This is a genomic window from Cupriavidus sp. SS-3, assembly GCF_035818815.1.
GTDB classification, from domain to species: Bacteria; Pseudomonadota; Gammaproteobacteria; order Burkholderiales; family Burkholderiaceae; genus Cupriavidus; species Cupriavidus taiwanensis_C.
On sequence record NZ_JAYLVT010000018.1, the window covers coordinates 1 to 14,449 of the forward strand.

Annotated in this window: 14 protein-coding genes and 1 pseudogene; 4 read left to right on the forward strand and 11 right to left on the reverse strand. The window is 66.6% G+C overall.

The genetic code is table 11. The features are described from left to right. A partial coding sequence (locus U9J39_RS22870) for an amino acid permease (protein WP_326348161.1) occupies positions 1-305 on the reverse strand: 305 nt, incomplete at its 3' end. A 267-nt stretch (positions 306-572) separates the two neighbouring features. Then, positions 573-1,667 (reverse strand): branched-chain amino acid aminotransferase, encoded by a 1,095-nt coding sequence (locus tag U9J39_RS22875; RefSeq protein ID WP_326348162.1) that lies wholly within the window; start codon positions 1,665-1,667, stop codon positions 573-575. Positions 1,668-2,210: 543 nt separating this feature from the next. Between U9J39_RS22875 and U9J39_RS22880 the strand changes: the two genes are divergently transcribed. The 3 genes from U9J39_RS22880 to U9J39_RS22890 all read left to right on the forward strand — a co-directional run bounded on the left by U9J39_RS22880 (position 2,211) and on the right by U9J39_RS22890 (position 4,652). Then, on the forward strand, positions 2,211-3,578 hold the full coding sequence (locus U9J39_RS22880; protein WP_240987666.1) for a patatin-like phospholipase family protein: 1,368 nt from the start codon (positions 2,211-2,213) through the stop codon (positions 3,576-3,578). Between the two features lie 188 nt (positions 3,579-3,766). Continuing rightward, positions 3,767-4,246, forward strand: coding sequence for a carboxymuconolactone decarboxylase family protein (locus tag U9J39_RS22885; RefSeq protein WP_115709274.1), 480 nt, complete (start codon positions 3,767-3,769; stop codon positions 4,244-4,246). Positions 4,247-4,250: 4 nt separating this feature from the next. Continuing rightward, the gene (locus tag U9J39_RS22890; RefSeq protein ID WP_326348163.1) at positions 4,251-4,652 is read left to right on the forward strand and encodes a cupin domain-containing protein; all 402 of its coding nucleotides are present in this window, start codon (positions 4,251-4,253) and stop codon (positions 4,650-4,652) included. Positions 4,653-4,750: 98 nt separating this feature from the next. On the opposite strand, the gene U9J39_RS22895 is transcribed toward U9J39_RS22890, so the two are convergent. The 8 genes and pseudogenes from U9J39_RS22895 to cyoA form a co-directional block, all read right to left on the reverse strand. After that, complete coding sequence (locus tag U9J39_RS22895) at positions 4,751-5,542, reverse strand: transporter substrate-binding domain-containing protein (RefSeq protein WP_115709277.1); 792 nt, start codon at positions 5,540-5,542, stop codon at positions 4,751-4,753. Positions 5,543-5,666: 124 nt separating this feature from the next. Beyond that, on the reverse strand, positions 5,667-6,527 hold the full coding sequence (locus tag U9J39_RS22900; RefSeq protein WP_240987667.1) for a MipA/OmpV family protein: 861 nt from the start codon (positions 6,525-6,527) through the stop codon (positions 5,667-5,669). A gap of 139 nt (positions 6,528-6,666) precedes the next feature. Continuing rightward, positions 6,667-6,900: a hypothetical protein gene (locus U9J39_RS22905; RefSeq protein WP_115709281.1), complete on the reverse strand. Its 234-nt coding sequence runs from the start codon at positions 6,898-6,900 to the stop codon at positions 6,667-6,669. Between the two features lie 3 nt (positions 6,901-6,903). After that, a pseudogene (locus tag U9J39_RS22910) lies at positions 6,904-8,635 on the reverse strand (nitrite/sulfite reductase). Positions 8,636-8,661: 26 nt separating this feature from the next. Further along, on the reverse strand, positions 8,662-9,039 hold the full coding sequence (gene cyoD / locus U9J39_RS22915) for a cytochrome o ubiquinol oxidase subunit IV (protein WP_116312488.1): 378 nt from the start codon (positions 9,037-9,039) through the stop codon (positions 8,662-8,664). Next, positions 9,036-9,677 carry a cytochrome o ubiquinol oxidase subunit III gene (gene cyoC / locus U9J39_RS22920; RefSeq protein ID WP_116312489.1) on the reverse strand — a complete coding sequence of 214 codons (642 nt, stop codon included), beginning with the start codon at positions 9,675-9,677 and terminating at the stop codon, positions 9,036-9,038. The genes cyoD and cyoC overlap by 4 nt, the downstream gene beginning before the upstream one ends. Positions 9,678-9,680: 3 nt before the next feature. Further along, a complete protein-coding gene (gene cyoB, locus U9J39_RS22925) occupies positions 9,681-11,657 on the reverse strand; it encodes a cytochrome o ubiquinol oxidase subunit I (RefSeq protein ID WP_116312490.1) in 1,977 nt (658 codons plus the stop codon). A 1-nt stretch (position 11,658) separates the two neighbouring features. Further along, positions 11,659-12,669 carry a ubiquinol oxidase subunit II gene (gene cyoA, locus U9J39_RS22930; RefSeq protein WP_326348164.1) on the reverse strand — a complete coding sequence of 337 codons (1,011 nt, stop codon included), beginning with the start codon at positions 12,667-12,669 and terminating at the stop codon, positions 11,659-11,661. Positions 12,670-12,818: 149 nt separating this feature from the next. Between cyoA and U9J39_RS22935 the strand changes: the two genes are divergently transcribed. Beyond that, positions 12,819-14,219, forward strand: a complete 1,401-nt coding sequence (locus U9J39_RS22935) for an aminotransferase-like domain-containing protein (protein ID WP_442784921.1) — start codon at positions 12,819-12,821, stop codon at positions 14,217-14,219. Here U9J39_RS22935 and U9J39_RS22940 read toward each other — a convergent pair. Then, the gene (locus tag U9J39_RS22940) at positions 14,216-14,437 is read right to left on the reverse strand and encodes a DUF2798 domain-containing protein (RefSeq protein ID WP_115706793.1); all 222 of its coding nucleotides are present in this window, start codon (positions 14,435-14,437) and stop codon (positions 14,216-14,218) included. The two genes, U9J39_RS22935 and U9J39_RS22940, sit on opposite strands and share 4 nt — an antisense overlap. Positions 14,438-14,449 lie beyond the last annotated feature (12 nt).

The window sequence follows — 14,449 nt, forward strand, 5'->3', positions numbered from 1 at the left end:
GCGACGATCTCGCCCAGCGTGGCGTAGCTGTAGGTATAGATCGAGCCCGACACCGGGATCGCCGAGGCGAACTCCGCGTAGCACAGCGCGGCAAAGCCGCACGCCAGCGCCGCGATCACGAACGACACCGTCAGCGCCGGCCCCGCGGTCAACGCGCCGGTGCCGGTCAGCACGAAGATGCCGGTGCCGATAATGGCGCCGATGCCCATCAGCACCAGGTCGACCGGACCCAGCACCTTCCTCAGGGTGGCAGCGTGCGTCTGCGCCAGCATGGCGTCGATGTTCTTGGTTCGGAACAAGCTCATATAGGGATCTCCTGCATGGGTTGTGCCGCGCGCGCGCACGGATCCGCGCCGGAGATGGCGACGAGGCATGCGGTGCGGTGGCATCCGGGCAGCGTGCCGACGGGTAGACGACAGCGCTTGCCGGCATGCAGGTCGCGCGCCGGTCCCGGTAATTTTTTTGGAATTGCCCAGACCGCAGAGGCGGCGGGGACAGCTGTCAAGCCAAATCAACGCGGCGAGCGTTGCCCTGCGATGCCTTGCTCGCCGCCGAGGTCAATCACGCCGGTCTCAGTCGACGTGGTGCACCCATCCGAACGGGTCGGCGATGCTGCCGCGCTGGATGCCGGTCAGCAAGGTACGGAGCCGTTGCGTGACTTCGCCTTCGCCGCCGTTGCCGATGGTGAATTCGCCGCCGGCGTGGCGCACCTGCCCGATCGCGGTGACGACCGCGGCGGTGCCGCAGGCGAAGGTTTCCCTGACCCGGCCACTGGCTGCATCGGCGCGCCACGACTCGAAGTCGTAGGGCGTTTCGTCGACCGGAATGCCCTCGTGCCGCGCCAGTTCGATGATCGAAGCGCGGGTAATGCCCGGCAGGATGGTCCCTTTCAGGGGCGGCGTGCGCAGCGAGCCGTCATCCATCACGAAAAACACGTTCATGCCGCCGAGCTCCTCGATCCAGCGGTGCTCCGCCGCGTCCAGGAACACCACCTGGTCGCAGCCCTTGGCCGCAGCCTCGGTCTGCGCAATCAGGCTGGCCGCGTAATTGCCGCCGCACTTGGCGGCGCCGGTGCCGCCGGAAGCCGCGCGGGTGTATTGATCCGACACCCAGACGGTCACGGCGGACTTGCCCGGCTTGAAATAGGGGCCGACCGGACATGCGATCACGCAAAATATGTATTCGGCCGAGGCGCGCACCCCGAGAAAACTCTCCGAGGCGAACATGAACGGGCGCAGGTACAGGCTGCCCTCGCTGCCGGGAATCCAGGCACGGTCAATATCGACGAGCGCTTCCACGGCTTGCAGGAAGGTGGCTTCGGGCAGTTCCGCCATCGACATGCGGGCGGCGGAGGCACGAAAACGCCTGGTGTTTTCCTGCGGCCGGAACAGCGAAATCCTGCCGCCCTCGCCACGGTATGCCTTCATGCCTTCGAAGATCTCCTGCGCATAGTGCAGCACTGCGCAGGCGGGGTCGATCTGGAAAGGTCGGCGTGCTTCCACCCTGGCGTCATGCCAGCCGCGACCGTCGGTCCAACGGATCGTGACCATGTGGTCGGTGAACACGCGACCGAAGACGGGGCTCTCCAGCCTGGCAGCGATCTGCTCGGCGGGGGTGGGGCCGGGATGGGGCTCCAGAACGAACTGCAGTGGATTTTCGGTGCTCATGCTTCAGTGCTCGGGGGGTGTTGGGCCGTACGGCCTGGCCGCCGCGGTAGCGTTGCCGGGGCGGGTGCGCTGCAAGGGAGTATCGGGCAAAGGTGCGGCTTCGGGCAACCGACCGCGGCCTGGTGCGGGCTGGCGCGTGGGGTGGGATTCACGATGTCTGTCTCCGGATGCTTCTTTTTGTTCGGAGCAGTGTATGAAGCGGTCGACACGCAGTAAATTGAAGAATTCCGACATCTGGTATCTGCAAAACGCATAGCGGGCGATGGGTTCCGCTGCCGCCCCGAGGTCTTCGGGTCAGCGATCGTGACGGCGATCCCGTCGGTGGCGAGGTATGTGCCGTGGCCGACGTGATGCCATATCATGCTGAGGCATCCGCCACCGGATGCTTGCGGCAACGCATCTCGACCATCCCATCCAGCAGCCTACGCCACGCCAAGCATGTCTTGTCACGATCCCTCTCTCCGCCGGAACAACTGCCTGCCCGGTCCACCGGGCCGGCCAGGAAGCGGGCGCGGCACCTTCGGCAAGGCCGGCCGCGCCCTGATGGTGCTCCTGCTTGCGGGAGTCGGCGCCTGCGGCTCGCTTTCTCACAATGTCCCCCGCAACCTGCCCCAGGCGGCGGCCGCCAGCGCCACCGTACCGCTGCGTGAACCCGCCGATGTCGCCGGGCCGACTACCGTCGCCATGGCGTTCTCCGGCGGCGGCACGCGCGCCGCGGCGTTCGCCTTCGGCGCGCTGCAGGGGCTTGACGCCATGCGGGGTTCCGGCGGCGCGTCCTTGCTCGACGACGTGGCCTTCATCAGCAGCGTGTCCGGAGGCTCGCTCACCGCCGCCTACTACGGCCTGCACGGCAAGGACAGCCTGGCAACGTTCCGGTCGGTGCTGCTGAAGGACGGCGAGGCCCGGCTGCGCTTCAGCCTCCTTAACCCCTTCAATATTGCGCGGCTCTTTGGCGGGGGCCTCAATAATCGGGAAGACCTCCGGACCTGGCTGGACGAGGACGTGTTCCAGGGGGCCACCTACGCCGACATGTTCCGCCGCGGCAAGCCGCTGGTGTGGATCAACGCCACCAACGTCTATTATCGGGTCGCATTTCCGTTCAGCCAGCTCGCCTTCGATGCGCTTTGCAGCGATCTCGCCAGCTTTCCCGTCTCCGAGGCGGTCGCGGCGTCGATGGCGGTGCCGCTGTTCTTCGCGCCCATCGTGCTGGAGAAACATCCCGAGGCTTGCCGCGCGCCGCTGCCCAACCTGGATCACGCCGAGGCGCCGGGGCAATCGCTGCTGATTGGCGCGTTGGCGGTTGCCGTGCGCGGCCACCGGGATCTGTCCAAGGGCAAGTACATCAAGCTGGTCGACGGCGGCGTGACGGACAACTACGGGCTAGCCACCATTTTCCAGTCGCGCCTGCTGCTGGGCACGGCCTACGGGCCCATGAGCGAGAACGACGCCATCAAGGTGCGCCGGCTGCTGTTTGTCGTGGTCGATGCCGGCCAGGGCCCGCGTGGCGACTGGAACCAAAGCCAGGTTGGCCCGTCGGGGATCGAAGTGGCAAACGCGTCCATCGACGCCGCCATGGCCACCAACGTGCGCATGAGCTATGACGCCTTCGTGCCCATGACGCGCCAGTGGCGCAACGACCTGGTCGCCTATCGCTGCGCCATGCCGTTTGCACGGCAGCAGGCCATCGCCGCAAGCCGTCCAGGCTGGCGCTGCGACGATGTCGAATTCTTCGTCACGCGGATCGCATTCGACTCCCTCGACAAGGCGCGTGCCGCGAGCCTGAACGAGCTGCCGACCCGGCTTCGGTTGCCCGAGCAGGATGTCGATCGCCTGATCGAAGCCGGCCGGGACGCCATCCTGGGCAACCCGGTGATCCGCGAGTTCGAGCGCGAAGCCAACGCGGTCCGGTAGTTCCGCTGCCGGCAGACCCGGCGCAGCCGCATCGTGCCCGACGATTGGTGCCGGCGAGGTAACAGTGCGTGTACTGCTGCGGCACTACCGGTGCGTCCGGCCCACGGCTACGCTTCGTTCCAAGCGGTACCTGCCTGCCATCCGGCGCAGCGCCGCCAGGCATCCCCGCCATCTCAGCAGGAGCGATCATGACGCAACGCCTCAACTACTTCCAGCAGTCTCCGGAGCTGTCCAAGAAGCTCATGGAGCTCAACAGCCTGTTCCCTAAAACGACGGTCGAGCAGCACATTCGCGAGCTCGTCGAGATTCGCGCGTCGCAGCTCAACGGCTGCGCGTTCTGTGTCGACATGCACATCAAGATGGCCAAGATCCACGGCGAGCGCGAGCTTCGGCTGCATCACGTGGCGATCTGGCGTGAATCGACGCTGTTCTCGGCGCGCGAGCGCGCCGCGCTGGCCTGGACCGAGGCCCTGACCCAGCTGCCCGCGCAAGGGGTGCCGGACGATGTCTACGAGCGCGTGCGCACGCAGTATTCCGAGAAGGAGCTGTCCGACCTCACTTTCCTGGTGGGCGCCATCAATACCTGGAACCGGTTGAACGTAGCGTTCCGCATGGTCCCCGGTTCCTCCGACAAGGCCTTCGGGCTGGACAAGGCCAACCTGGAGTAATGCCATGAAACAGTCGATTGCCATGGCGGCGAGCCTGGTGCTGCTGCTGTCGGCGCCGCTGGCCAGCGCCGCGCCGCCGGAAGTGGTGGTCCAGTCTCTGACCACCAGGGCGCTGCCCGACTACGCGGGCAAGGAAGTGCAGATGATCACGGTGGAGTACCCGCCCGGCGGCTTCGACCCGGTGCATCGCCATGACGCGCATGCGTTCGTCTATGTGCTCGAAGGCAGCATCGTGATGGGCGTGAAGGGCGGCAAGGAGGTTACGCTGAAGGCGGGCGAGACCTTCTATGAAGGCCCGGACGACCTCCACACCGTCGGTCGCAATGCCAGCAAGACCAGGCCAGCGAAGTTTGTCGTGTTCCTGCTCAAGAAGCAGGGGGCGCCGGTCTTTACGCCGGTGAATTAGCGCGGTCGTTCTCCCGGGCCGGTCACGGCCCGGGTGCCCGGGTCACGGGGCCAGGATCCGCCGGTATTGCGTCGGGCGGCCGGGCGCCATGCGCCATGCTACTTCCCCAGCCATACCGCACGGCGCGCATCGAACTCCCCGCCGGCCCTGGCCAGGTGCAGCCACTGGTCGACGTACCGCTTGAACACCTCGTCGCCATTCGGCAGCAGATAGCCCATCTCAGCGTACTGCAGCGGCTTGTCGGGATTGACCGCGCACAGCTCGGGATGGGCCTTGCTCTGGACGATGGCTTCGGCGGCCTCGGTGACGAAGACGTCGGCGCGGCCCTGGATCACCTCGTCGAAAATCGTCAGGTTGTCCTTGTGCATGGTCAGCCTGGCCTGGGACAGGTGGGTGCGGGCGAAGCGCTCGTTGCTGCCGCCGGGATTGGCGATCACGCGCACGCCGGGCCGGTTGATGGCCTCCACGGTCTGGAAGCGCTGCACGTTCTCGCAGCGCGTGATCGGTGTCTTGCCATTGACCATGTAGGGCGCACTGAAATAGGCCTGCTTCTGGCGTTCCAGCGACACCGAGATGCCGCCGGCGCCGATATCGCACTTGCCGCCGACGAAGTCCGGCATCAGCGTGGCCCAGCTGGTCTTGACGAATTGCGGTTTGGCGCCGAGCGAACTGGCCAGCGACGTCATCAGGTCCACGTCGAGCCCTTCGTACTGGCCTTCCGACTTCATGAAGCTGAAGGGTTTGTAGTCGCCCGGCGTGCAGACGCGCAGCACGCCCGATTGGGCGACGCGGGTCAATGTGGGCGACAGCCCGGCGGCCGGCGCGGCCGGCTGCGAGAACACCGGGGCGGCGCAGAGCAGGGCAACGGCGCTGACGATCGTCCTTGTCATTGGCATTTTCGTTTTTCTCTGTGTTGGGTTCGGGAAATGTGGCCACGGCGGCATGCGGAAATATATCGCATGCGCCTGCCCCGGCGCCGGTCTCGCGCCGATATGCCATGAGCCGGCCGCGGCCTTATTCCCGGCTTGGTACGTAGGTCGACGACTGACCGAAGATCCAGCTTAGTGCCAGTCCGGCGGCCAGGGCGTCTTTCCGGCGCACCAGCGGGCTGTTCTCGAAGCTGGCGCCGTCGAGCCGGTCGTAGCGGACGAAGGCGCCGAACCAGACATGGCGAAAGCGCTTGGACAGCGAAGCCAGCGCCATGCTGCCGGAATAGCCACCCTGCGCGCTGTAGGCCGGACGTGCCGCGGTCGCGAATTGTTCTTCGACGGAATAGAAATACTGGTTGTAGCGCGCGGTCGAGAACAGTGGCCCCGCCATCAGGCCCAGGTTCCAGCCGGGCAGGCCGCCGACGTTGGCAACGTCGAGGTTCAGGTTGGGCGAGAAGATCCAGCCGATCGCCTTGGGCGACGATTCGACGGTGATGGCCAGCCGTATGGGAAGCCGCAGATCGAGCCTGGTACGGTCCTCGGCGGAACGCCAAAGCGTCACTGCCAGCGACGGCCCGATTTCCACCGCGGTCTTGAGATCCGGCATGCCGCGTCGGACTTCATCCTCGCTGCTCTTGACCGGGAGCGAGAGGCCGAGGCTGACATTGAGCTCGATCCGGTCGCTGTCGAACAGCTTGCCACGCACGCCGTTGCGGTCCGCGCGCAGATGCTCGCCGCGATAGACGAAGTAGGGCACCGGGAATAGCAGGTTGGCGCGTGCATCCGAGCCTCGGTAGTGCGGCAGGGTGATGCCGCCGACTCCGAGCCCGGCTTCCCACAACGGCCGTTCGATGGCATCGAAATCCTGTGCCCCGCAGGCCGTTGCGAAGGCCGCGGCAAAGGCCGGGAGCGCGCGGTAGCGTTTGCGCAGCCTCTTCTCTGGCAAGGCATGCCGTGAACGGCTGGCGCAATGCCCGGTTCGCATGGCGTGGCTCCGGAGAACTTTGGTGGAATTGCGGGGGAAAACCGAACAGGAGCAAAACTTGGCCAAGTATAACCAGAGTGGCTGGCTGCGCGGTTCCCGTTCAGCCTCGGTATTTCTCCCACATCTCCCGCACGATCGGTTCCGGCGGCGGCGCCGGGGCGAAGCCGGCGACATTGGCGAACACGCCGGCAATGCGGCGCCTGAACGAATCGAGGTCCTCGGTCGGCCCCGGCGCGGCATTGGCGATATCGAGAATCGTGTGCAGCTGCTCGGCGGAGAGGCCGGCGATCGCACTCCATAGGTCTTCGGGGGTGGCACTGGGCAGGGCTAGCATCGGTCATCTCCTCGCGGATGCTGCAGGGCTAGCGCACCGCCGCGCCGCGCTTGCCGCCGTCCGGGTACACGGCCGCCTGGAACGGTGCCAGGCCGATCCGTGCGACCACGTCGACGAAGCGCTCGGCATCGCTGTCGCGATGCGCCAGGTAGGTGCCGATCAGCGTCTCGATCACGTCAGGCACCTGTTCCTGTGCGAACGAGGGGCCGATGATGCGGCCGATCGCCGCGCCGCCGCCGCCGTCCTGGCTGTCGGCGCCGTTCTGCCGGCCGCCCAGGGTGACCTGGTACCAGGCCTCGCCGGCCTTGTCGACGCCGAGGATGCCGATATGGCCGACATGATGATGCCCGCACGAGTTGATGCAGCCCGAGATGTTGAGGTCGAGCTCGCCGATGTCGTGCACGTGGTCCAAGTCCTCGAAACGCTCCTGGATTGCCTGCGCCAGCGGGATCGACACCGCATTGGCGAGCGAGCAGAAGTCGCCGCCCGGGCAGGCGATGATGTTAGTGATCCGGCCGACGTTGGGCGTGGCCAGGCCCGCCGCATCCAGCGCGCGCCACAGCGCAGGCAGGCCGCTGCGCCGCACGTCGGCGAGGATCAGGTTCTGTTCGTGCGAGACCCGCAGCTCGCCAAAGCCGTGGCGCTCGGCGAGGTCGGCCATCAGCTCCATCTGGTCGGCGGTCATGTCGCCCGGCGCGCGGCCGGTTGCCTTTAGCGATGCCGTCACCGCGGCATAGCCGGATACGCGGTGCGGATGGACGTTGCTGCGCAGCCAGAGCCGGAACGCACGGTCGGTCTGCGCGAGCCGGGCGCTTTCATCGGCATCGTCCGCCGCGGCGGGGTCATAAGGCGGCACGGTGAAGCGCGCCGCCACCGACTCGACGAAGTCTTCGGTGACGGTATCCGGGCCGCCCCGGATGCGCTGCCACTGCTCGGCAACCTGTTCGCGGAAGACCTCGGGGGTGAGGTCCTTCACCAGGATCTTGATGCGCGCCTTGTACTTGTTGTCGCGCCTGCCATGCAGGTTGTAGACGCGCAGCGTGGCCTGCAGGTAGGTCAGCAGGTCCTGCCAGGCGACGAAGGGATTGATCAGCTTGCCGACCATGGGCGTGCGCCCCATGCCGCCGCCGACCCATACGCGGAAGCCGACCTGTCCTTCCTGCTCGACCGCCTGCAGCCCGATATCATGCACGCCGACCGCGGCCCGGTCGGTGGTGGCGCCGCTGATCGCGATCTTGAACTTGCGCGGCAGGTAGGCAAACTCGGGGTGCAGCATCGACCATTGCCGCACGATCTCGCACCACACCAGCGGATTCACCAACTCGTCGGGCGCGATACCGGCAAAGTGGTCGGTAGTGGTGTTGCGGATGCAGTTGCCGCTGGTCTGGATCGCGTGCATCTGCACCGTGGCGAGTTCCGCGAGGATGGCGGGCGCGTCTTCCAGGCGCGGCCAGTTGAACTGCAGGTTCTGCCGCGTGCTGAAGTGCCCGTAGCCACGGTCCCAGCGGCGCGCGATCTGCGCCAGCTTGCGCAGCTGCGTCGACGACAGCATGCCGTAGGGGATGGCCACGCGCAGCATCGGCGCATGGCGCTGGATATACAGCCCGTTCTGCAGCCGCAGCACGCGAAACTCTTCCTCGTCGAGCTCGCCATCGAGAAAGCGGCGGGTCTGGTCGGTGAACTGCACGACCCGCTCGTCGACCAGCCGCTGGTCGATCTCGTCATAGACATACATGGTGAAGGTCTCCTCGCGCCCGTGCGCTAGTCTTTGGCCCGTGCCCGTTCGATCGACATGTCGGTCGGCATCATGTTGAGGTCGGCGTTGTGCATCACCCACAGCGAGCCGGCGACGACGATGACGATCAGGAAGCCGGTGCAGGCGAAGATGGCGGTATTGCCGCGCTGCCCGGGACCGGTGCCCAGGTGCAGGAAGTAGACCAGCTGCACCAGCAGCTGCGCGACGCACAGGCCCACCACCAGCGCGATCGCGGCGTGGCTTTGCAACGCGCCGGTCATCACCGAGGCAAACGAGGCCACGGTCAGCGCCACCGACAGCAGCAGGCCGATGGTGTAGCTGCGCACGCTGCCGTGGGTGGCGTGCTGGTCCGGATGGACGGAATGAAGGTGGGACGGCTTCATGCGAACTCCCGCAGGTAGACGAAGGTGAAGACGCAGATCCAGACCAGGTCCAGGAAGTGCCAGAACAGGCTCAGGCACGCCAGCCGGCGGCGCACGATGTCGTCGAGGCCAAAGCGCCGGATCTGGTGGATCATCACGGCCAGCCAGCACAGGCCCGCGGTGACGTGCAGGCCGTGGGTGCCGACCAGCGTGAAGAACGCCGACAGGTAGGCGCTCACGCCGGGGCCGGCGCCCTGGTGCAGCAGGTGGGCAAACTCGTAGACCTCCATGGCGATGAACACTGCGCCCAGTACGAAGGTGGCCGCCAGCCAGCGGATCATGCGCGGCGCGGCATTGGCGTCCTGGCGCAGCATGGCCAGGCCGAAGGTGTAGCTGCTGAGCAGCAGCACCATGGTCTCGGCGAACACGAACGGCAACTCGAACAGTTGCTGCCCCCCAGGGCCGCCGGCGGTGTTGCCGGACAGCACGCCGAAGGTGGCGAACAACACCGCGAAGATCAGGCAGTCGCTCATCAGGTAGAGCCAGAAGCCCAGCGTGGTGTGCGCGGCGGCATCGTGATGGCCGTGGTCGGCGGGTGCGGTCGCGTGTGCGGCGTCCGGGCCCGGGCGGTGCAGGGTAGGGGATAGCGTCGGGTTCATGGCTCAGGCAGCTTGCTGCAGTTGGGCGTAGCGGGCGCGCTCGATGCGCTCGACTTCGGCGGCCGGGACGTAGTAGTCGACATCGCGGTCGTAGCTGCGCAGCACGAAGGTCGCGATCGCGCCGAGCAGCCCGGCCACGGCGACCAGCCACATGTGCCAGACCAGCGCGAAGCAGGACACCAGTCCGAACACCGACACCAGGAAGCCGGCCGCGGTGGGGCGCGGCATGTGGATGTCCTCGTACCGGGCGGGCTGGCGCCAGGCTCGTCCCGCCTCCTTGTCATCCCAGTGCTGTTCCAGCGAGGTGATGTTCGGGACCTTGGCGAAGTTGTAGAACGGCGCCGGCGATGCGGTCGACCATTCCAGGCTGCGGCCGTCCCACGGGTCGCCGGTCAGGTCGCGGTTGTGCTTGCGGTCGCGGATGCTGACGGCCAGCTGCACCATCATCGCCAGGATGCCGGCGCCGATGACGAAGGCGCCGATCATCGCCACCACCAGGTAGGGATGCCAGTCGACGTTGGCGTAGTGGTTCATCCGGCGGGTCATGCCCTTGAAGCCCAGCACGTAGAGCGGCATGAAGGCCAGGAAGAAGCCGGCCAGCCAGCACCAGAACGACACCTTGCCCCAGAACTCGTTGAGCTTGAAGCCGAACACCTTCGGGAACCAGAAGCTGATCGCCGCCAGGCAGCCGAACAGCACGCCGCCGATGATCACGTTATGGAAGTGGGCCACCAGGAACAGGCTGTTGTGCAGCACGAAGTCGGCGCCCGGCACCGCCAGCAGCACGCCGGTCATGCCGCCGATCGCGAACGTCACCATGAAGCCGATGGTCCACATGGTCGAGGTATGGAAGCGGATCCGGCCCCGGTACATGGTGAACAGCCAGTTGAACAGCTTGACGCCGGTCGGAATCGAGATGATCGACGTCATGATGCCGAAGAAGGCATTGACGTTGGCGCCCGAGCCCATGGTGAAGAAGTGGTGCAGCCAGACGAAGAACGACAGCACGCCGATCGACGAGGTCGCATAGACCATCGACTTGTAGCCGAACAGCGGCTTGCGCGAGAACGTGGCGATGATTTCCGAGAACGCGCCGAACGCGGGCAGGATCAGCACATAGACCTCGGGGTGCCCCCAGATCCAGATCAGGTTCACGTACATCATGGCGTTGCCGCCCAACTCGTTGGTGAAGAAATGCATGCCGAGGTAGCGGTCGGCGGTGAGCAGGGCGAGCGTGGCGGTCAGCACCGGGAAGATGGCGACGATCAGGATGTTGGTGATCAGCGCGGTCCAGGTGAACACCGGCATCTTCATCAGCGTCAGGCCCGGCGCGCGCATGCGCAGGATGGTGACGATGAAGTTGATGCCGGTCAGCGTGGTGCCGAGCCCGGATATCTGCAATGACCAGATGTAGTAGTCGACGCCTACGGTCGGGCTGTAGCCGAGCTCGGACAGCGGCGGGTAGGCCACCCAGCCGGTCGCGGCGAAGTCGCCGACGAACATCGACAGCATCACCAGCACCGCGCCCATCGCCGACAGCCAGAAGCTGAGCGAGTTGACGAACGGAAAGGCCACGTCGCGCGCGCCAATCTGCAGCGGCACGATCACGTTCATCAGCCCCACCACCAGCGGCGTGGCGACGTAGAAGATCATGATCACGCCGTGGGCGGTGAAGATCTGGTCATAGTGGTGCGGGGGCAGGTAGCCGGCCGCATCGCCGTAGGCGATGGCCTGCTGCGTGCGCATCAGGATCGCGTCGGCAAAGCCGCGCAGCAGCATGACCAGGGCCAGGATGATGTACATCACCCCGACCTTCTTGTGGTCGACCGAGCAGATCCACTCGGTCCACAGGTATTTCCACTTGCGGTAGTAGGTGATGGCGCCGAGCAGCGCGGCGCCCAGCACGATCACCACGGCCAGCGTCCCCATGATGATCGGCTCGTGGTAGGGGATGGCCTCGAGGTTCAGTTTTCCTAGCATGTCATTGCTCCATGCGGCCGGGCAGCGCCGAGGAGACGCGCTGGAAGGCCTGCAGAGATTCAGGAGTGTCCGCGCGGCACACCGCGCCGTAGGCCTGCATGTACTTGTCGACCACCTGGTCGAACAGCTTCGGCGTCACCGATGCGTACAGCGTGACCGGGTCCTTGCTGCTGGGCTGCTCCAGCGCGCGATAGGTGTTCGCATCGAGCGCCTGGCCCGAAGCGCGGGCCTTGCCGATCCACGCGTCGAATTCCTCGCGCGAGCTCGCCAGGGTCTTGAAATGCATGTCCGAGAAGCCCGCGCCGCTATAGGCCGCCGACTGGCCGAGATAGACGCCGGGCGACTCGGCGATCAGGTGCAGGCGGGTCTGCATGCCGGCCATGGTGTAGACCATGCTGCCAAGCTGCGGGATGAAGAACGCGTTCATCATCGACTCCGAGGTCAGCCGGAAACTGACGGGCGTGCCGACCGGGATCGCCAGCTGGTTCACCGAGGCGACGCCGTACTCCGGATAGACGAACAGCCATTTCCAGTTCAGCGCGATGACGTCGACCTGCAGCGGCCTGACCTCGGATTCCAGCGGGCGGTACGGGTCGAGCTTGTGCGTGGAGTCCCAGATCAGCACCGCCAGGCAGGCCACGATCACGCACGGGATGCCCCACACCACGATCTCGATCCTGGTCGAGTGCGACCATGTGGGCGCGTAGGTCGCGCGCGTGTTGCTTTCGCGGTAGCGCCAGGCAAACCACAGCGTCAGGAAGATCACCGGGATCACCACCATCAGCATCACGAACAGCGATATCAGGATCAGCGATTTCTCCTGCGCGCCGATGCTGCCCTTGGGATCGAGCAGTTCGAGGTTGCAGCCGCTGAGCAGGGCGCTCAGGCCGGCTGCGAGCAGCAAGACGCCGATACGGTGCGGCCGGGTTGGCGATGGACTGTGGCGGGAGGGCTGGCGGGGCAGCGGGCCTTGTCGGTTCTGGTTTGCCGGCCCGGCGGTAGGTTTGAGCATGTCGGACACCTTGGTTACGGATTACCGAAGGCATCCGGCCACGCGCCCGATTCAAGTGCTGCGTCAGCCCCGCGCGGGCGTGGCTTGTATGGATTCCTTCGGCAATGTCTGGCATGCTATTCGAAGACAAAGGCCATACATCTAGGAAAATTTTGGCAACAGAACCCATACAAGAGGGCGCGATCACGGCCGGATGGGATCTGCGGATCACCACCTCCGGCATCGCCCGCTACCTGCAGATCGTCGAATACATCGAACAAGCCATCGGCGACGGCCGGCTCGTGGCCGGCGACCGCGTGCCGCCGCAGCGCAGCCTGGCGCAAGCGCTCGGCGTCGACCTGACCACGGTCACGCGCGCCTACAACGAGGCCCGGCGGCGCCAGCTGATCGAGGCCAGGGGCGCGCTCGGGACGTTTATCGCCGCGCCGCGAGCGGAGCTGGCGCGGGTGGTCGACATGAGCATGAACGTGCCGCCGCCGCCGGCGGGCGTGGATTTCCATGACCTGTTGCGGCGCGGCCTGAACCAGGTGCTGCTGCGCAGCGACCCGCAGTTGCTGATGACCTATCAGCTTGGCGGCGGCAGTGCTTCGGACCGGTCGGCCGGCGCGCTCTGGCTGGCGCCGATGTTCGGGCCGGTCGACACCGCGCGGCTGGTGGTGTGTCCCGGCGCGCAGGCCGCGCTGGCCGCCGTGATCCTCAGCCGCACCCGGCCCGGCGATGCGATCGTGACCGAACCGCTGGCCTATCCGGGCATCCGCGCCGCGGCGGCGCAGCTGGGCCGGCGCGTGGTGGTCGCGCCGTGCGACGCGGACGGGATGCTGCCCGACGCGCTCGTCGCCGCCCGCGCCGAGGGCGCCACGCTGGCCTACCTCAACCCGACCGCGCAGAACCCCACCACCCACACCATGCCGGCCTCGCGCCGGGCCGAGCTGGCCAGCGCGGCGGAGCGCTGCGACATCGCGCTGCTCGAGGACGATCCCTACTGGCTGCTGACGCCGTCCGCACCGCCGCCGCTGGCGCGCTTTGCTCCCGCCCGCACCTATTACGTCGCGACGCTGTCCAAGGCGCTGAGCCCGGGCTTGCGCACCGCCTATGTGCTGTTGCCCGAAGGCCGCGGCAGCGACGACCTGCTGGCGCCGCTACGCGCCTTTGCGCTGATGCCCGCGCCCATGACGGCGGCCCTGGCGACGCAATGGATCCACGACGGCTCGGCCATGCAGCTGCTCGAAGGCATCCGCGCCGAAGCGCTGGCGCGCTGTGCCCTGGCCAGCCGCTGGCTGAGCGGGATGGGCCAGCTGCCGCCCAGCGGCATCCACGTATGGCACCGGCTGCCGTCCCACTGGTCCGCGCAGCAGCTGGCCAGCGCCGCGCTGGCGGAAGACCTGCGGGTCACGCCCTCCGATGTGTTCTGGGATGGCGCGGGCGCACCCAATGCCATCCGGATTTCGCTGGGCGGGGTGGATGACCGGGCCCAGTTGGCGCACGCGCTGCGCAGGCTGGCGGCGCTGCTGGAGCGCGGACCGCGGCAGCATCCCATCACGATCGTCTAGCGGACCCAGCGCTCGACCCGCGCTTGCAGACGCGGCCCGACCAGCAGGATGGCGGGGATGACGATCACATAGCCGACGCCCCAGGAACGCAACCAGGTCAGTGCAAAGTCCTCGGTGAATCCCACATTGAGAGCGAGCAGGGCGAAGGAGATGATCCCCGTGGTCACCACGCCCATCGACAGCGCGAAGGCGATTTTCCGTTTCAGTTCTACGTTCATGGCGGCTTTCAT